Below are 17,359 nucleotides of genomic sequence, written 5' to 3'. Positions count from 1 at the left end.
TTATCAACAGTAGTTGCAAATTTAAAACTTGTAGAGGCAGAGCCGTTCCCCAAAAGCACGGACGCTATCTGGTACGCCATAACCTACAAACCTTCGCGAACAACAACTGCCGGGGTGGGGACTAAGGATTGACTGGTAACGACAAAATGTATCCCTCGGGACTTAAAGGCTGGCAGCTTAAATCTGCCGAAGTACGGGCTGGCGGCCATCCTCATCTTCATCGGAGCGAAGATGCTGCTGCTGGACGTCTACAAGATTCCGGTCGGGGTCGCACTGGGCGGTGTAGGACTGATCCTGGTGGTGGCCGTGGTGGCGAGCCTGCTCACATCGAAGCCTGTGCGAAGGACCTGATTGCCCGCTGAGCCATTCGCAGGTAGGCTCATGCCACGGACCAAGGAGAACCTTCACATGACCATCACCATCACCGCTTTCGAACGCTCGCCCGACGGCGGCAAGGGACTGGCGCGCGACACGCGCGTGCGCTGGGCGCTGGAAGAAGTCGGCCAGCCCTACGAGGTGCGCCTGGTGCCGCACCGTTCGATGAAGGAGCCGGCGCACCTGGCGATCCATCCTTTCGGCCAGATCCCGACCTATGAAGAGGACGGGCTGACGCTGTTCGAGACCGGCGCGATCGTCTTCCACCTCTCCCAGCGTTATCCCGGCCTGCTGCCGGTCGAGCCGAATGCGAGGGCGCGGGCGATTACCTGGATGTTCGCCGCGCTGAATACGATCGAGCCGCCTATCCTCGAGATCTTCACGGCGCGGATCCTCGAGGGCGACAAGCCCTGGGCCGCGGAGCGCCTGCCGCTGGTGCTGGACCGGGTGCGAGGCCGCCTGCGGCAGCTGGCCGCGCGCCTGGGCGATGCCGAGTGGCTGGACGGCGAGTTCAGTGCAGGGGACCTGCTGATGGTGTCGGTGCTGCTGCGGGCGCGGCCATCGGGTGTGCTGGAAGAGTTCCCGACCCTGGCCGCGTATGTGGCGCGGGGTGAGGCGCGGCCAGCCTATCAACGGGCGTTTGCCGCCCAGCTGGCCGTCAACACGGCCCCGCTTCCAGGCTGATTATTTCGCTTTCAGGCGCACCAGCAGAGCGCAGCCCGAAGCCAGGGTCGCCAGCAGCACCACGCCGGTCCAGCCCCAGCTGGCCAGCGCCTGGGCGCCGAGCAGGCCGCCCACCGACATGCCGATGAACATGCAGGTCATCAGGACCGCGTTCAGGCGGCTGCGCGCTTCCGGCGCGATGCCGTAGACGATGGTCTGGTGCGAGATCAGGCTGGCCTGCACGCCCAGGTCGAAGCCGAGCGTGGCGAGGGCCAGCAGCGCCAGCTGGCCCTGCACCGGCAGAAGCGGCATCAGCAGCATGGACGCAAACGACACCGCGGCGATGCCGCAGGCGATGCGCAGCACCCAGTCCGGGCCGTGACGGTCCGCCAGACGGCCGGCGAAGGGCGCGGCCAGCGCACCGGCGGCGCCGGCCAGGCCGAAGGCGCCGGCAGCGGCGGAACCCAGGTGGAACGGGGCCTCGTGCAGCATCACGGCCAGGGTCGACCAGAAGGCCGAGAAGCCGAGCGCCAGCAGGCCCTGGGCCAGCGCCGCCTGGCGCAGCTTCGGATACTCGACCCACAGGTGCAGCAGCGATTTCAGGAGTTCCGGATAGGGATGGCTGGTGGTCGGCGCAAAGCGCGGCAGGCCGCGCGCCAGCACCACGGCCAGCACGGCCACGCTGACGGCGGCCGCGACAAACATCGAGCGCCAGCCGAAGTTCTCGGCGACGAAGCCGCTCACCACGCGCGACAGCAGGATGCCCATCAGCAGGCCGGTCATCACGGTGCCGACCGCCTTGCCGCGCTCATGGGCCGGCGCCAGCGTGGCGGCGGCGGGGACGATGTCCTGGGCCACCGTCGCGAACAGGCCGACCAGCAGGCTGGCCACCAGGAGCACGCCGAGGCCGGGCGCGAAGCCGGTCAGCAGCAGCGCCGCGCACAGGATCGCCGCCTTCAGCAGGATGATGTTGCGGCGGTCGAAGCGGTCGCCGAGGGGCGCGAGCAGCAGCAGGCCGAGCGCGTAGCCGAGCTGGGTCAGGGTCGGGATCCAGCCGATCTCGCGCGGGCTGGCGTGCAGGTCGCCGGCCAGCACCCCGAGGGTCGGCTGGCTGTAATAGAGGGCGGCGACCGTCAGGCCGGTGCCGGCGGCCAGCAGAAAGGTCAGCGATGACGATAAATGGGGCTGGGCGGGTTTCACTGTAGTGGAAGCGGAGTTCATGGCTGTGTTGGCTGGATTGACGATGGAGCCATTATCCTTAGCCCGGAATGCACATGGTAGACGCGCCGGACGTCGAACTGTTATACGATGCACGTATGAACCTCGACCTGAATGGCGTTGTTTCCACCGCCGACCGTATGATGCTCGTGGAAACCTTCGTGCGCATCGTCGATGCCGGCAGCCTGTCGGCCGCGGCGCGCCTGCTGGAAACCACGCAGCCGACCGTCAGCCGGCGCCTCAAGACGCTGGAGAAATCGCTGGGTGTGCGCCTGCTGCAGCGCTCCACCCATGCGATGAAGCTGACCGACGACGGTATGCGCTGCTACACGCGCGCGAAGGAGCTGATCGCCGGCTGGCAGGAATTCGAAAGCGAGATCCGCGGCGCCGGCGAAGAGCCGGTCGGGCTGCTGCGCGTGATCGCGCCGCACGCCTTCGGCCAGCAGCAGCTGGTGGCGCCGCTGGCCGAGTATCTGCAGCGCTATCCGAAGATGACGGTCGACTGGACCCTGCACGACCGCACCCCGGATTTCATCGCCGAGGGCATCGACTGCGCGATCCGTGTCGGCGACATTCCCGATCCGTCGGTGGTGGCGATCCGCCTGGGCGAGGTGCCGCGCATCGTGGTCTGCGCGCCTTCCGTGCTGGAAGGCCGCGAAGCGCCGACGCATCCGGAGCAGCTGGCCGCCCTGCCCTGGATCGCGGTGTCGACCTTCTACCGCAACGAGGTGGCGCTGACGCACTGCCAGCGCGGCGAGACGCTGCGCTTCCCGATTCAGCCGCGCATGTACACCGACAACCTGTACGCGATGCGCAACGCCGCCCTGCTGGGCGTGGGCGTGGCGCTCGGCTCGTCCTGGGCGCTGCGCGAGGAGCTCGAAGCCGGGCGCCTGGTGCAGCTGACGCCGGACTGGGGCGCGGCGCCGCTGCCCATCCACCTGCTGTATCCGCCGGCGCGCTTCTATCCGGCGCGGCTGCGGCGCTTCATCGACATCATGAAGGTGGCGGTGCCGCAGGCTTTCGGCATCCTGCCCGCGGCCTGAAACTGCTTATTCGCCGGCTTCGACGGAACCGATGCCCGACGCCTTCTTGTTCACTGTGCGAGGCTTGCCGTAATAGGTCAGGTTGCCCATGCCCTGCACCACGGCGTCGAGCCGGTTGCTGGCGTAGACGCTGACCTCGCCGACGCCGCGGAAGCGGATGTCCGTGTCGCTCGCGCGCAGCGCCTTGGCATCGACTTCGCCGACGCCTTCCGCCCGCATGCTGAAGGCCTTGACCTCGCCGTTGATCTCCATGCGGCCGGCGCCGCGATAGTTGACGTCGAAGCGTTCGCCACGGATCTGGTTCAGCTTGATCTCGCCGGCGCCTTCGACCGCCAGCGAACGCAGCGTGGGCATCGTGATGACGACGCGCGGATCCTCATGCCTGCTCTTGTAGCTCTTGTCGTCCAGGCGCAGGCGCAGTTCGCCGTTGACCACTTCGCTGCTCAGCTCCTTGATGAAACGGGCGTCGCCGCGCACGGTCATCGACTGCGCCTTGCCGGCATCGACGGTAACGCTGATCGGACCGTGCACGCTGATCGAGGTGAAGGCCGGCGCGCTGCGCACCTGGTCGTCCGCGTGGGCGGTGGCGGCAAAGGACAGGGCGGCGGCAAGGGCAAGGCTAAGGCTTGGGCTAAATGAGCGCATCGCAGACTCTCGGTTGATTGACGATGAAGCCATTCTAGGCATCGCATGCCTGCCCGGCCGGGAGTTTGAGACGAACTGCGATTTTCGCGGGATGGCCTGCGTTTATTGCGCCAGCAGCGCCCGTATCTCCGGCACGCAGGAGCCGCAATTGCCGCCCGCCTTGACGCAAGCAGTAACCGCAGCCGCATCCTTCAGGCCGTGCTTTTCGATGGCGATGCGGATCGTGTTGCGGCCCACGCCGAAGCAGGAGCAGACGGTCGGCCCCGGGTCCACGCCCTGCTCACGCGCCCGTCCGGACAATAGCCCGATGCGGTCCTGCGAGCTCAGGCCGTCCTTGGCGAACATCTGGGCCAGCCAAGCCCGCGCCGGCAGATCCTGGCGCTGCGAGACGAACAGGCAAGCCTCGATGCGGCCGTCGACCAGGAAGGCCGCGCGGTACACGCCGCCGTTGCGGTCCTCGAGCTCGATCCAGTCGGCGTCTTCGTCCTCGACCTGCAGCAGCTTGCGCGCCCAGTTGCCGGCATCGGCGAAGGGCTTGCGTCCCGCCAGCTCGTAGCGGACGAAGTCACTGCCCTGGATGCGGGTCCAGTTGGCCGCCTCCTCCAGCGGCAGCTCGCTGCGGCTGAGAATGAAGCCGTACCAGTTCACGCCGAAAGGCTCGACCCGCACCGGCGTGTGCTTGAACTCCGGCTCGCCCGACACCGGGTCGACCGCCGGGTTCACGACCGCGCCCACGCGCGCGTCGGACGCCGTCTGCCCGCTCCAGTGAATGGGCATGAAGACGCTGCCGCGCGCGATGCCGCCGCCGTGCCGCACGCGCGCCACGCTCGAACCCCAGTTGCTGGTCACGCGCGCCAGTTCCCCTTCCTTCACGCCGCACAGCAGCGCATCCTGCGGGTGCAGGTCAAGGAAAGGTTCCGGCACGTGTTCGGCCAGTTTGACGGAGCGGCCGGTGCGGGTCATCGTGTGCCACTGGTCGCGCACGCGGCCGGTGTTCAGCACCAGCGGGAACTCGGCGTCCGGCAGGTTCTCGGGCAGGCGCGCGCGGGTGGCGACGAAGCGCGCCTTGCCGTCCGGGTAAGCGAAGCGGCCGTCGCCGAACAGGCGCTTTGCACGGTCTCCGGGCCGGCGCACGGGCCACTGCACCGGCTCCAGCGCATCGTATTCCGCGCGGCTCAGGCCGGCCAGGCCGGCGATGTCGAACACGCGGCGGCGCTGGCCGCTGGCGCCGTTCTGCCAGCTGGACAGGCGCGCATGCTCGTCGAAGATCTGCTGCGGCGCCGCGAAATCGAAACCCGTAAAGCCCATGCGGCGCGCGACGTCGCACACGATCTGCCAGTCCGGCCGCGCCTGCCCCGGCGCCGACAGGAAGGCACGCTGGCGCGAGATGCAGCGCTCGGAATTCGTGACCGTGCCATCCTTCTCGCCCCAGCCCAGGGCCGGCAGCAGGACGTCGGCCAGCGCATTCGTGTCGGTGCCCAGCACGATGTCGGAGGCCACCACCAGCTCGCACTTTTCCAGGGCGCGCCGGGCCTGGTCCGCATCCGGCAGGCTGACCAGCGGATTGGTTGCCATGATCCACACGGCCTTGACCTTGCCCGCCTCGATCGCGCGGAACAGGTCGACCGCTTTCAGGCCGGGCTTGTCCGCCATGCGCGGCGCATCCCAGAAGGCCTGCACGGCGGCGCGCTGGGACGGGTCCTCGATGTCCATGTGGGCCGCCAGCATGTTCGCCAGGCCGCCCACTTCCCGGCCGCCCATCGCGTTCGGCTGCCCGGTCAGCGAGAACGGCCCCATGCCGGGGCGGCCGATGCGGCCGGTGGCGAGATGGCAGTTGATGATGGCGTTGACCTTGTCGGCGCCGCTGGAGGACTGGTTCACGCCCATGGTGAAGGCGGTGACGGTTTTCTCGTTCTGCGCGAACAGTTCGTAGAAGGCCAGCAGCTGCTGCGGGGCGAGGCGGCAGGCTTTCGCCACCACCTGCAGATCGCCGCTTTCGCCGGCCGCCTCCAGCGCGTCTTCGATGCAGGCGGTATGCGCTTCCACGTAGTCGCCGGCCAGCGCGCCCTGGGTAGCGAGATAGCTCAGCAAGCCATTGAACAGCCAGACGTCGCTGCCCGGCTTGAGCGGCAGGTGCAGGTCGGCCAGGTCGCAGGTGGCGGTGCGGCGCGGGTCGATCACCACCACGCGCATACCCGGCCGCGCTTCCTTCGCGCGGACGATGCGCTGGTACAGGGTCGGGTGGCACCAGGCGGCGTTGGAGCCGACCAGCACCACCAGGTCGGCCAGCTCGAAGTCTTCGTAACAGCCGGGCACGATGTCTTCGCCGAAGGCGCGCTTGTGGCCGGCCACCGCCGCCGACATGCACAGGCGCGAATTGGTGTCGATGTTCGCGCTGCCGACATAGCCCTTCATGAACTTGTTGGCGACGTAGTAATCCTCGGTCAGAAGCTGGCCCGACACATACAGGGCGACCGCGTCCGGGCCGTGCTCGGCGATGATCTTCCGGAAGCCGTCGGCCACTTTGTCGAGCGCTTCCGGCCACGAGGCCTCGCGCAAACCTTCTTCCGAACGCAGCATCGGCGTCAGCAGACGGCCCTCGAGGCCGACGGTCTCGCCCAGCGCCGAGCCCTTCACGCACAGGCGGCCCTGGCTGGCAGGGTGGTTCTCATCACCAGCGATGGCAAGCGAACCGTCCTGGCCGACCTGGGCGCGCACGCCGCAGCCGACGCCGCAATAAGGACAGGTGGTGCGAACGGTGGTCGGAATGGCGGACAATTTCATGAAAACTCCAGGTCAGGCCGCAAGCACGGATTGCGCCTGGCCAAACAGCAGCTGGTTGCGGATGGCCGAGATATCGGTGCGGTTCTGGATCAGTTCGAAGTACCAGGGGCCGTCGGCGACGTCGCCGTACAGCACCGCGCCCGTCAGGCGGCGGCCGCTCACCACCAAGCGTTTATAGACGCCGCCGCGGCGGTCGCGCAGCACCAGGTCTTCGCTGCCCTCGCCGCCGACGATGTCGCCGGCCGAGTACAGGTCCACGCCCGTCACCTTCAGCTTGGTGGCGGTGGCCTGCTGCACGTAGCGGCGGTGGCCGCTGCCTGCCAGGTGGGCCGCGCAGACGCGCGCCTGGTCCCAGATCGGCGCCACCAGGCCGAAGGTGGCGCGGCGGTGCTGCACGCATTCGCCGACCGCGTAGACGCGCGGGTCGTAGGTCTGCAGGGTGTCGTCGACCACGATCGCGCGCTCGACGTGCAGGCCGGCCGTCTTCGCCAGTTCCACGTTGGGGCGCACGCCGGCCGCCATCACGACCAGGTCGGCAGGAACGGTCTCGCCGTCGGCGAAGCGCACCGTCTGTACGCGCCCCTCCCCTTCGATGGCGGCGGTCTGGCGGCTCAGCAGGATGCGCAGGCCGCGCCGCTCCAACGAGGCGCGCAGCAGCTCGGCGGCGGGTCCGTCCAGCTGCTGGTTCATCAGGCTGGCGGTCACGTGCACCACCGTCACGTCCATCCCCTGGCGCAGCAGGCCGTTGGCCGCTTCCAGCCCGAGCAGGCCGCCGCCGATCACGACCGCGCTGCCGCCCGTGCGCGCGGCCGCCAGCATGGCGTCGACGTCGTGCAGGTCGCGGAAGCCGATCACGCCGGGCAGCTCATGGCCCGGCACCGGCACGATGAAGGGCTTCGAGCCGGTGGCGATCAGCAGGCGGTCGTAGCGCGCCGCCAGGCCGGACCTCGCATGCACGATGCGGCGCTTGCGGTCGATGCGCAGCACCGGATCGCCGGCATGCAGGGTAATACCATTCGCCGCATACCACTCGCGCGTGTGCAGCATGATGTCGTCGACCGTCTTTTCGCCCGCCAGCACCGGAGACAAGAGGATGCGGTTGTAGTTCCCGTGCGGCTCGGCGCCGAACACGGTGATGCCGTACATGTCGGGGGCGAGCTTGAGCAGCTCCTCGACCGTGCGCATGCCGGCCATGCCGTTGCCGATCACGACCAGCGATGGCTTGTCCATGTTCAGGCCCCGACCCAGACCTGGCCGTCCTGGACCCGCACCGGATAGCTGGACACCGAGTTGTGCGGCGCCTCAAGGCATTCGCCGGTGCGCAGGTCGAAGTGCTGCTTGTAGATGGGCGAGGCCACCACCACGCGCTCGCCGATGCTGCCGACCAGGCCGCGCGACAGCACGGCCGCATGCGAGTTCGGGTCGTAGTTATCGATGGCGAACAGGCTGGGCTCCTCGGCGCCGACGCGGAACACCGCCACTTGCCTGCCGTTGAGCAGTGCACAGACGCCGGTATCGGGCACGATGCGATCGAGGGGGCAGACGGCGTTCCATTGGTTGAGCTGAATGTCGCGATGCATGTTTGTCTCCTAATAGATCAGGCGCTGCGGATGATGGGGATGACGCGGCGTTCTTCCGGTTTCGCGGGCCGCACCTGGCCGCGTTCCGGCATGAAGACCACGTTGTCGTCGACGCCCTCGGCGTTGACGAAGCTGCGGAAGCGCGCACGCACGGCCGGGTCCTCGACCGCGTTCTTCCACTCGTCGGCATAGCTGTCGACCACGCGCTGCATGTCGGCTTCCAGCTCGGCGGCGATGCCCAGGCTGTCCTCGACCACCACCTGCTTCAGGTAGTCCAGGCCGCCCTCGAGGCTCTCGCGCCAGGTGCTGGTGCGCTGCAGGCGGTCGCCGGTGCGCACGTAGAACATCAGGAAGCGGTCGACCAGCTTCACGACTTCTTCTTCATTCAAGTTCGACGCCAGCAGTTCGGCATGGCGCGGCTTCATGCCGCCATTGCCGCACACGTAGAGGTTCCAGCCCTTGTCGGTGGCGATCAGGCCGACGTCCTTGCCCTGGGCTTCGGCGCATTCGCGGGTGCAGCCGGACACGCCGAACTTGATCTTGTGCGGCGCGCGCAGGCCTTTATAGCGGTTCTCCAGCGCGATGCCGAAGCCGATGCTGTCGCCGACGCCGTAGCGGCACCAGGTCGAGCCGACGCAGGATTTCACGGTGCGCAGGGACTTGCCGTAGGCGTGGCCGGATCCGAAGCCGGCCGCGATGAGCTCTTCCCAGATCAGCGGCAGCTGGTCGACGCGGGCGCCGAACATGTCCACGCGGGCGCCGCCAGTGATCTTGGTGTACAGGCCGTACTTCTTGGCCACCTGCCCCACCGCGATCAGGCCGTCCGGCGTGACTTCGCCGCCCGGCATGCGCGGCACCACGGAATAGGTGCCGTCCTTCTGGATATTGCCGAGGAAGTAGTCGTTCGAATCCTGCAGGCTGGCGTGCTCCGGCTTCAGCACGAAATCGTTCCAGGTCGAGGCCAGGATGTTCGCGGCGACCGGCTTGCAGATGTCGCAGCCCAGGCCCTTGCCGTGCTTGCCCAGCAGCTCGCCGAAGCTCCTGATCCCGCCAATACGAACGAGGTGGTGCAGCTCCTGGCGCGAGTACGGGAAGTGCTCGCACAGGTGATTGCTGACGGCAAGCCCGGCCTTCGCCATCTCGGCCTTCATGATCTGGTTCACCAGCGGCACGCAGCCGCCGCAGGAGGTGCCGGCCATGGTGCAGGCTTTTACCGCTGCGATGTCGCAGGCGCCGCCCGCCACCGCATCGACGATGGCGCCCTTGCTGACCGCGTTGCAGGAGCAGACCTGGGCCGTTGCCGGCAGCGCCTCCACGCCGATCGCGGGCGCCACGCCGCCTTCGCTCTGCGGCAGGATCAGGAACTCGGGCGCGGCGGGCAGCTTCAGGCCGTTCAGCATGGTCTGCAGCAGGTTGCCGTATTCGGCGGCGTCGCCGACCAGCACCGCGCCCAGCAGGCGCTTGCCGCAATCGGAGACGACGATCTTCTTGTAGACCTGCTTGCGCTCGTCGCTGAACTGGAAGCTGCGGCTGCCCGGCGTGTTCGCGTGCGCATCGCCGATCGAGGCCACGTCCACGCCCATCAGTTTCAGCTTGGTGCTCATGTCGGCACCTAGAAAAGTCCCTTCCTTACCGAGCAGCGCCCGCGCCACGGTGCGCGCCATGTCGTAACCCGGGGCCACCAGGCCGAAGGTCTGGCCCTTCCATGCGGCGCACTCGCCGATCGCATACACGTCCGGATCGGAGCTCAGGCAGGCATCGTCGATGGCGATGCCGCCGCGCGGGCCGAGTTCCAGGCCGCTGGCGCGCGCCAGCTCGTCGCGCGGACGGATACCGGCCGAGAACACGATCATGTCGGTTTCCAGGAAGCTGCCGTCGGCAAACTCCATGCGGTGGGTGGCGGCTTCGCCGTCGACGATGCGCAGCGTGTTCTTTTGCGTGTGGACCGTCACGCCCAGTTCCTCGATACGGCCGCGCAGCATGCGGCCGCCCAGCTCGTCGACCTGCACCGCCATCAGGCGCGGCGCAAATTCGACCACGTGGGTGTCGAGCTGCATGTCGCGCAGCGCCTTCGCGCATTCGAGGCCCAGCAGGCCGCCGCCGATCACCACGCCGGAGCGCGCCCTGGAGCCGCAAGCCAGCATCGCTTCCAGGTCTTCGATGGTGCGGTAGACGAAGCAGCCGTCCCGCTCACGGCCCGGGACCGGCGGCACGAAGGGAGACGACCCGGTGGCGAACACCAGCTTGTCGTAGCCCAGCACCTCGCCATCGGCCAAAGTCACGCTTTTCGCCGCGCGGTCGACCGCCATCACCTTGGCGTTCAGCTTCAGCGCCAGACCGGGACGTTCGAAGAAACCTGGCACCACCAGCGACAGCTCGTCGGCACTGCGGCCGGCAAAGAACTCCGACAGGTGCACGCGGTCATAGGCCGGACGCGGCTCTTCGCACAGCACGGTCACGTCAAAGGCGGACGCGCCGGCATCGCCGTACAGGGTTTCGAGAAATTTGTGGCCCACCATGCCGTGGCCGATGACGATCAGTTTCATGGTACCTATCCTTTAAGCCGCAGCAGGCGCCGGGGCTTCGGCAGCCGTGGCGCCAAAGCGCACGCCGATGGCACAGGCGCTCGACAGCAGCACCGCGCCGCCGAGGATGAACAGGGTCTGGCGCACGTCGCCGGTGCCTTTCATCAGGAAGCCGGCCAGCACCGCGCCGACGTTGCCGCCAGCGCCGACGATGCCGGCCACGCCGCCCAGCGCCTTGCGGTTCACGAAGGGCACCAGCGCGTAGGTGGCGCCGCAAGCCATGTGGGTGCACATGCCGAAGGCCAGCATCGCCACGATGGCCAGCGCCACGCTGGCGGTCTGCGAGAACCACAGCAGGCCCAGGCCCTCGCCCACCATCAGGATGAAGAGCAGGTTGACGCGGCTGTTCAGGCTACCCTTTGCCGCGGCCTTGTCGGACAGCCAGCCGCCGAGGGCGCGGGCGAACAGGGCCAGCAGGCCGAAGCTGCCGGCGGCCATGCCGGCCTGGGGCAGCGAGAGCTTGAAGTGGTCGACGTAATAGACGGCGGCGACGTTGTGGATGAAGAGTTCGATGCCGAAGCAGGCGCCGTAGGTGACGAACAGCAGCCATGCGCGGTAATTGCGGCAGGCCTCGAGGAAGCTGTCCATGCCGCCCTTGCCGCTGGCTTCGAAGGGGATGCCGGCCGCGCGCAGTTCCGCAAAATTCCCTTCCGGGCAGTCCTGGGTGAACTTCCAGTACACCACCGCCATCACCAGCATCAGCACGCCCGGCACCAGCAGGGCCACGCGCCAGCCCATGGTCTCGCTCACGCCCAGCATGATCACGGCGCCCATCAGCAGCGGCATGGTGGCTTGCGCGACGCCGCCGCCGCTGTTGCCCCAGCCGGCCGCCGCCGCGTTGGCGGTGCCGACCACGCGCGGGCCGAACATCACCGAGGTGTGGTACTGGGTGATCACGAAGCTGGCGCCGACCGCGCCGATCCCGAGGCGGAACAGCAGGAAGCTCTCGTAGCTCTGGGCCATGGCCACGCCCAGCGCGGGAATCGCGCCGAGGGCCAGCAGACCGGTATAGGTCTTGCGCGGACCGAAGCGGTCGCACAGCGGGCCCACCAGCAGGCGCACGATGATGGTGATGGCGACGGCCGCGATATTGATGTCGGCGATCTGCGCCATCGACAGGTGGAACTCGCCTTTGATGACCGGCATCAGCGGCGCGCAGGCGAACCAGGCGAAGAAGCAGACAAAGAAGGCCACCCAGGTCAGGTGAAAAGCACGCATCTGCGGCGTACTGAAGGAGAACAGCTTGATCGAATTTGCCTTGGCCATGAATCGCTCCCGAAAAAAAGAAAGGCGCCCGCTGCGTAACCGGGCACATTCAGCATGTGCTCGGGTGCAGCGGACGCCGTTGTCCGTCAAACTCTAGTTCATGGGATCGCCGTTGATCCTCGATGGGAGTGTTTGCAAGAGCCGTGCCAGACGGGCTTCCCTCTGGCGCGGGCCGCAAGGCTCAGCGCATGCGCTTCATTGCGGTGCACCATGCGCGAAAACAGGGCGCGCCGCTGCACCGTCAAAGGCAGAGATATAAGCCAGCGGATCGCTGCCGTTCCAGACCCTGCCGTCCATCAGCACCGATGAGCGCAACAGGCCGGCGGGCACCGCCACGCCCGCCAGCTCGGCGGCTTCGCGGTACAGGCCGACCCGGTTGACGCGGGCGGCGACCGCCAGGTAGTCCGGGTCTTCGCGCAGCAGGCCCCAGCGCCGGTGCTGGGTCATGAACCACATGCCGTCGGACAGCCAGGGGAAGTTCGCGTCGCCGCGGGCGTGGAAGTGCAGCGGGTCGGGGTCGAGCCAGCGCCGTCCCAGCCCGTCTTCGTAGCGGCCCTGCAGGCGCGCGCCGATGATGTCGCGGCCGGCGTTCACCCAGGCCGGGCTGGCGAGGATCTCGGCGGTGGCGTCGCGGTGTTCGGGCGAGGCGTCGATCCAGCGCCCCGCTTCCAGCAGCGCCGCCACCAGCGCGCGGCAGGCCTGCGGATTGGCGTCGGCGAAGGCGGCGGTGGCGCCCAGCGCCTTGCCCGGATGGTCGGGCCAGACGTCCTGGCTGGCCGCCACCGTGACCCCGCTGCCGTCCAGCACCGCCAGCGCACCCCAGGGTTCGCCGGCGCAGAAGCCGTCGATGTGCCCTGCCGCCAGGCTGGCCGCCATCTGCCCCGGCGGCACGGTGGCGGCCTGGATGTCGCGCAGCGGATCGATGCCGGCCGCGGCGAGCCAGTAATACAGGAACATCGCGTGGTTCCCGGTCGGGAAGGTATGGGCAAACGTGAACTTGCGGCGGCTGCGGCGCATGTGGGCCGCCAGCGATGGTCCGTCGACCACGCCCTGCTCCGCCAGCGCGCGCGACAGGGTAATGGCCTGGCCGTTGCGCGACAAATTCATCAGCACGGCCATGGGCACGGCGCGCGAGCCGATGCCCATCTCCACGCCATATAGCAGTCCGTACAGCACATGGGCCACGTCCAGGCTGCCCGCGATCAGGCGGTCGCGCATGCCCGACCAGGAATGCTCGCGGCTGAGGGCCAGCTTGACGCCGTATTGTTCGTCCAGGCCGAGCACGGAAGCCATCACCAGCGGCGCACAGTCGGTGAGCGGCATGAAGCCGGCGCGAATGATGGTTTGTTCGCCTGTCAAAGTAAATCCTCCACATCCAAAATCCGCTGCGCCACCTCGCCCAGCTTCAACTTCCGGTTCATCGCCATGCTGCGCAGCTTCTGGAAAGCCTGCTCCTCGCTCAAGCCGCTGCGCGCCATCAGCACGCCCTTGGCCCGCTCGACCAGCTTGCGGTCGGCCAGCTGGCGGCGGGTATCCGACAGTTCGTCCAGCAGCTTGCGCTCGCGCCGGAAGCGCGCCAGCGCCACGTCCAGCACGGGTTTCACGCGCTCGGCCTGCAGCCCGGCCACGATATAGGCCGAGACGCCGGCGTCGATGGCGGCGTCCATTCTTGCCGGGTCCTGGTCGTCGGTGAATAGCACGATGGGGCGCGGCTCGTCGCGCGTGGCGATCACGATGTGCTCGAGCACGTCGCGGGCGTCGGATTCGCTGTCGATGATGATCATGTCCGGCTGGATCTGGGCGATCCGCTCGGGCAGGAAGATATCGGCGGGCAGCGAGGCGACGATGTCGTAACCGGATTCCAGCAGCCCGATGCGCAGCGCCGTGTTGCGTTGCGCCTGGGCGACCATGGCCTGTTCGCCGACGCAAGGCGTGGTGTTGACCACGACGATACGCAGATGACGCTGAACGGAAGGGGGCGAATTCATGCCTTAGGGATATGCAAGTTTTGGGCCAGACCCAAGAGACTGCATCCGGAGAGATATTTCCAATGCGTATATCAGGAGTAAAGAGCGGCCACAGTTTGCTTCCAGAAAACATTCACAAAACTAATGGAGAACATCACGAACTAAAAGTTCCCTTATTTCTGAAGTCTACCTATACTGCAACGCAACATCACAGTATTTATCGGGAGAACTTCATGAGCACAGCAACCATCACCCAGGCGCAGGACAAGGGACTGCGCCACCAGTTTGCAGAGACCGTCCGCAACATCCGCGACTTCGCGATCGAACTGTATGCCGCACACGGCGGCTGGTTCGTGCACGACGCCGGCCAGCCGGCCAGCATCGCCATCGCCCGCGCCAACCAGAAGAGCCGCCGCGAACTGCTGTCGCTGGCCGCCGACGCGGAATCCCATAGCCCGGCCCTGTCGGCCGAACTGCGCAATCTCGCTTCCAAATAATCGAGGACATCATCATGACTCCAGTCGAATACGTCACCGTCGCCATCTCGGCCCTGGCCATCGTCACCCGCATCGTCTTCTTCATCCGCAACCCGTCCGTGACCACCCCGGCCGAACTGTGGATCGCGGAACACCCGCAAATGAAGGAAGTCGGCTAAGCACCGACCAGTCGTACCGCTCGCTTCTCCACACGCCCGGCATTGGCCGGGCGTCGTCGTTTACGGCCCGTACGTACGCATGCACGCGACGCATGCATATAGAATTCCCGCCCTGCATTAATGTCGGCTGAGCTAGAATGTTTTTTTGCAATTTCTACTCCGACAACCGACGATGCGCCTTCCTCTCTCCGCTTCCGCTCTCACCGTCCTGGCCGCCCTGCTGGCCGCTCCTGTCCTGGCCTCCACGCCGGTGACCCTCGACCAGGCCATGGCCCATCCCGACTGGATCGGCACGCCGGTGGAAGCCGCATGGTGGAGCTGGGACGGCAAGCAGGTCCTGTACAAACAGAAGCGCACCGGTTCGCCGCTACGCGACATTTTCCAGACCAACGCCACCGCCGGCATCGACAAGGCCAGGCTAGTGAGCGATGCCGAGCTGGCCAAGATCGACAGCCCCGACGTCGCGTACAACCGCGAACGCACCCGCGCCATCCTGCTGCGCAACGGCGACCTGTTCGAGCGCGACCTGAAGACCGGTGAGCTGGTGCAGATCTCGCGTGCGAGCGGCGTCGCCATCGGCGCCGTGCAGTATTCCGCCGACGGCCGCAGCGTGCAGTTCCGCGTCGGCGACGACTGGGCCAGCTGGGACCGCGCCAGCCGCCTGATCTCGCCGGTGGCAGTGCCGCGCGCCGCCAAGGATCCGAATGCCGCTCCGGAAGCGGACGCGCTACGCGACATGCAGCTGCGCCTGATCGCCACTCTCAAGCGCCAGAAGGACGAACGCGAAGCCCAGCGCAACCGCGCCGAAGAAGAGCGCCGCGCCGACCCGACCCGCGCGCCGGCCCCGGTCTACCTCGGCGACAAGCTGGCGATCGTCACCTCGCACCTGTCGCCGGACGGGCGCTGGCTGCTGGTGGTCACTGGTCCGAAGGACGCCGACAAGGGCCGCGCCGGCAAGATGCCGCGCTACGTGACGGAATCGGGCTACGAAGAGACTTCGGACGAGCGCACCCGCGTCGGACGCAAGGACCCGCGCCCGCACGGCCTCAAGCTCGTCAACCTGCAGACGCGCGAGGTGAAGGACCTGTCCTTCGACGTCCTGCCGGGCATCAAGGACGATCCGCTGGCTGCGCTGCGTACCGAGCACAAGCTCGAGGCGATCAAGGGCAACCGCCCGGTCAAGATCGGCTTCGGCGGCGAAACGGTCGTGTGGAGCAGCAACGGCGCGAATGCCGCGGTGATGCTGCGCTCGGTCGACAACAAGGACCGCTGGATCGCCACCGTCGACCTGCCGCGCGCCGCGCTCAAGCCGGTGCACCGCCTGACGGATCAGGCCTGGGTCAACTTCGACAACAGCGAATTCGGCTGGCTGCCGGACAACGGCACCCTGTGGTACCTGTCCGAGGAAAGCGGCTACTCGCACCTGTACACGCTGGACGCCGGCGGCCGCACCCGTGCCCTCACCTCCGGCAAGTGGGAAGCCTCGGACGTGGCCTGGTCGCGCGATGGCGACACCGCCTGGCTGCTCTGCAACCGCAAGACCCCGGGTACCTACGAGGTCTGCGCCGTCAATGCGAAGGATGGCGCCACCCGTGAAGTCAGCAGCCTGGATGGCGGCGTCGAGGACTTCCGCCTGTCGCCGGACCAGCGCAAGCTGCTGGTCCATTACTCCGGCCCCTACCTGCCGCCGCAGATCGCCACCCTGCCCTCGCATGGAGGCGAGGCGGTCAAGCTGACCGACACCCGCAGCGCCGACTTCAAGGCCCGCGACTGGATCCAGCCGCAATTCGTGGCGGTCCCCTCGACCCATGGCGCGGAGCCGATCTGGTCCAAGCTGTATCGCCCGGCCCAGCTCGAACCGGGTAAACAATATCCGGTGGTGATGTTCGTGCACGGCGCCGGCTACCTGCAGAACGTCTCGCACCGCTATACGCCCTACTTCCGCGAGCAGATGTTCCACAACCTGCTGGTGCAGAAGGGCTACGTGGTGCTGGACATGGACTACCGCGCCTCGAAAGGCTATGGCGCCAAATGGCGCAACGCGATCTACCGCCAGATGGGTCACCCGGAGCTGGAGGACTACCTGGACGGCGTGAACTGGATGGTCGCCAACCAGCAGGGCGATGCGAAGAACGTCGGCGTCTACGGCGGCAGCTACGGCGGCTTCATGACCTTCATGGCGCTGCTGCGCGCACCGGAGGTGTTCAAATCGGGCGCCGCGCTGCGCCCGGTCACCGACTGGACCACCTATAACCACGAGTACACCGCCAACATCCTGAATACGCCGGATGTCGATCCGGAAGCCTATAAAGTGTCCTCGCCGATCGAGTATGCGCAGAACCTGAAGGGCAACCTGCTGATCGCGCACGGCATGGTCGACGACAACGTGTTTTTCCAGGACTCGGTGCGCATGGCCCAGCGCCTGATCGAGCTGAAGAAGGACAACTGGGAACTGGCGCCCTACCCGATGGAGCGCCATTCCTTCGTGCAGCCGGAGAGCTGGTACGATGAATACCGCCGCATCTACCAGCTGTTCGAGCGCACGCTCAAGCAGCCGGCGCCATCCACGGCGCAGTAA

Annotated in this window: 14 protein-coding genes; 5 read left to right on the top strand and 9 right to left on the bottom strand. The window is 67.3% G+C overall.

What is annotated here, in order from left to right:
• Positions 1-408 precede the first annotated feature (408 nt).
• Positions 409-1,059: a glutathione S-transferase family protein gene (locus tag AC07PE_RS14310; protein ID WP_498765486.1), complete on the top strand. Its 651-nt coding sequence runs from the start codon at positions 409-411 to the stop codon at positions 1,057-1,059.
• Here the strand turns inward: AC07PE_RS14310 and AC07PE_RS14305 are convergent, their stop codons facing one another.
• Positions 1,060-2,259: an MFS transporter gene (locus AC07PE_RS14305; RefSeq protein ID WP_498765484.1), complete on the bottom strand. Its 1,200-nt coding sequence runs from the start codon at positions 2,257-2,259 to the stop codon at positions 1,060-1,062. It lies immediately after the preceding gene.
• A gap of 95 nt (positions 2,260-2,354) precedes the next feature.
• Between AC07PE_RS14305 and AC07PE_RS14300 the strand changes: the two genes are divergently transcribed.
• On the top strand, positions 2,355-3,299 hold the full coding sequence (locus AC07PE_RS14300; RefSeq protein WP_498766063.1) for a LysR family transcriptional regulator: 945 nt from the start codon (positions 2,355-2,357) through the stop codon (positions 3,297-3,299).
• Positions 3,300-3,305: 6 nt separating this feature from the next.
• Here AC07PE_RS14300 and AC07PE_RS14295 read toward each other — a convergent pair whose 3' ends face one another.
• The 8 genes from AC07PE_RS14295 to AC07PE_RS14260 form a co-directional block, all read right to left on the bottom strand.
• Entirely contained in the window at positions 3,306-3,944 is a 639-nt protein-coding gene (locus AC07PE_RS14295; RefSeq protein ID WP_498765482.1) for a head GIN domain-containing protein, read from the bottom strand.
• 102 nt (positions 3,945-4,046) lie between these two features.
• Positions 4,047-6,728: a molybdopterin-dependent oxidoreductase gene (locus tag AC07PE_RS14290; RefSeq protein ID WP_498765480.1), complete on the bottom strand. Its 2,682-nt coding sequence runs from the start codon at positions 6,726-6,728 to the stop codon at positions 4,047-4,049.
• Positions 6,729-6,740: 12 nt separating this feature from the next.
• Positions 6,741-7,958, bottom strand: a complete 1,218-nt coding sequence (locus tag AC07PE_RS14285; RefSeq protein ID WP_498765478.1) for an NAD(P)/FAD-dependent oxidoreductase — start codon at positions 7,956-7,958, stop codon at positions 6,741-6,743.
• A 2-nt stretch (positions 7,959-7,960) separates the two neighbouring features.
• Positions 7,961-8,308, bottom strand: coding sequence for a nitrite reductase small subunit NirD (gene nirD / locus AC07PE_RS14280; protein WP_498765475.1), 348 nt, complete (start codon positions 8,306-8,308; stop codon positions 7,961-7,963).
• A gap of 17 nt (positions 8,309-8,325) precedes the next feature.
• Complete coding sequence (gene nirB, locus AC07PE_RS14275; protein WP_498765473.1) at positions 8,326-10,854, bottom strand: nitrite reductase large subunit NirB; 2,529 nt, start codon at positions 10,852-10,854, stop codon at positions 8,326-8,328.
• Between the two features lie 12 nt (positions 10,855-10,866).
• A complete protein-coding gene (locus AC07PE_RS14270; RefSeq protein ID WP_498765471.1) occupies positions 10,867-12,159 on the bottom strand; it encodes an MFS transporter in 1,293 nt (430 codons plus the stop codon).
• A gap of 195 nt (positions 12,160-12,354) precedes the next feature.
• Entirely contained in the window at positions 12,355-13,518 is a 1,164-nt protein-coding gene (locus AC07PE_RS14265; RefSeq protein WP_498765469.1) for a CmpA/NrtA family ABC transporter substrate-binding protein, read from the bottom strand.
• Entirely contained in the window at positions 13,515-14,147 is a 633-nt protein-coding gene (locus AC07PE_RS14260) for an ANTAR domain-containing response regulator (protein WP_498765467.1), read from the bottom strand. The genes AC07PE_RS14265 and AC07PE_RS14260 overlap by 4 nt, the downstream gene beginning before the upstream one ends.
• Positions 14,148-14,359: 212 nt before the next feature.
• On the opposite strand from AC07PE_RS14260, the gene AC07PE_RS14255 reads away from it, so the two are divergent.
• The 3 genes from AC07PE_RS14255 (at position 14,360) to AC07PE_RS14245 (ending at position 17,359) form a co-directional block, all read left to right on the top strand.
• Entirely contained in the window at positions 14,360-14,623 is a 264-nt protein-coding gene (locus tag AC07PE_RS14255; RefSeq protein WP_498765465.1) for a hypothetical protein, read from the top strand.
• Between the two features lie 14 nt (positions 14,624-14,637).
• On the top strand, positions 14,638-14,781 hold the full coding sequence (locus AC07PE_RS14250) for a hypothetical protein (RefSeq protein WP_498765463.1): 144 nt from the start codon (positions 14,638-14,640) through the stop codon (positions 14,779-14,781).
• A 172-nt stretch (positions 14,782-14,953) separates the two neighbouring features.
• Positions 14,954-17,359: a S9 family peptidase gene (locus tag AC07PE_RS14245; protein ID WP_498765461.1), complete on the top strand. Its 2,406-nt coding sequence runs from the start codon at positions 14,954-14,956 to the stop codon at positions 17,357-17,359.

This window comes from Telluria sp. GW821-FHT07G12, assembly GCF_059418525.1.
The sequence above is the reverse complement of the archived record's forward strand: the minus strand, read 5'-3'. Positions and strand labels throughout refer to the sequence as shown.

Bases quoted from the DNA above. Each gene is read 5' to 3' on its own strand.
- AC07PE_RS14310 (WP_498765486.1), top strand. From the start codon at position 409: ATGACCATCACCATCACCGCTTTCGAACGCTCGCCCGACGGCGGCAAG.
- AC07PE_RS14305 (WP_498765484.1), bottom strand. From the start codon at position 2,259: ATGAACTCCGCTTCCACTACAGTGAAACCCGCCCAGCCCCATTTATCG.
- AC07PE_RS14300 (WP_498766063.1), top strand. From the start codon at position 2,355: ATGAACCTCGACCTGAATGGCGTTGTTTCCACCGCCGACCGTATGATG.
- AC07PE_RS14295 (WP_498765482.1), bottom strand. From the start codon at position 3,944: ATGCGCTCATTTAGCCCAAGCCTTAGCCTTGCCCTTGCCGCCGCCCTG.
- AC07PE_RS14290 (WP_498765480.1), bottom strand. From the start codon at position 6,728: ATGAAATTGTCCGCCATTCCGACCACCGTTCGCACCACCTGTCCTTAT.
- AC07PE_RS14285 (WP_498765478.1), bottom strand. From the start codon at position 7,958: ATGGACAAGCCATCGCTGGTCGTGATCGGCAACGGCATGGCCGGCATG.
- nirD (WP_498765475.1), bottom strand. From the start codon at position 8,308: ATGCATCGCGACATTCAGCTCAACCAATGGAACGCCGTCTGCCCCCTC.
- nirB (WP_498765473.1), bottom strand. From the start codon at position 10,854: ATGAAACTGATCGTCATCGGCCACGGCATGGTGGGCCACAAATTTCTC.
- AC07PE_RS14270 (WP_498765471.1), bottom strand. From the start codon at position 12,159: ATGGCCAAGGCAAATTCGATCAAGCTGTTCTCCTTCAGTACGCCGCAG.
- AC07PE_RS14260 (WP_498765467.1), bottom strand. From the start codon at position 14,147: ATGAATTCGCCCCCTTCCGTTCAGCGTCATCTGCGTATCGTCGTGGTC.
- AC07PE_RS14255 (WP_498765465.1), top strand. From the start codon at position 14,360: ATGAGCACAGCAACCATCACCCAGGCGCAGGACAAGGGACTGCGCCAC.
- AC07PE_RS14250 (WP_498765463.1), top strand. From the start codon at position 14,638: ATGACTCCAGTCGAATACGTCACCGTCGCCATCTCGGCCCTGGCCATC.
- AC07PE_RS14245 (WP_498765461.1), top strand. From the start codon at position 14,954: ATGCGCCTTCCTCTCTCCGCTTCCGCTCTCACCGTCCTGGCCGCCCTG.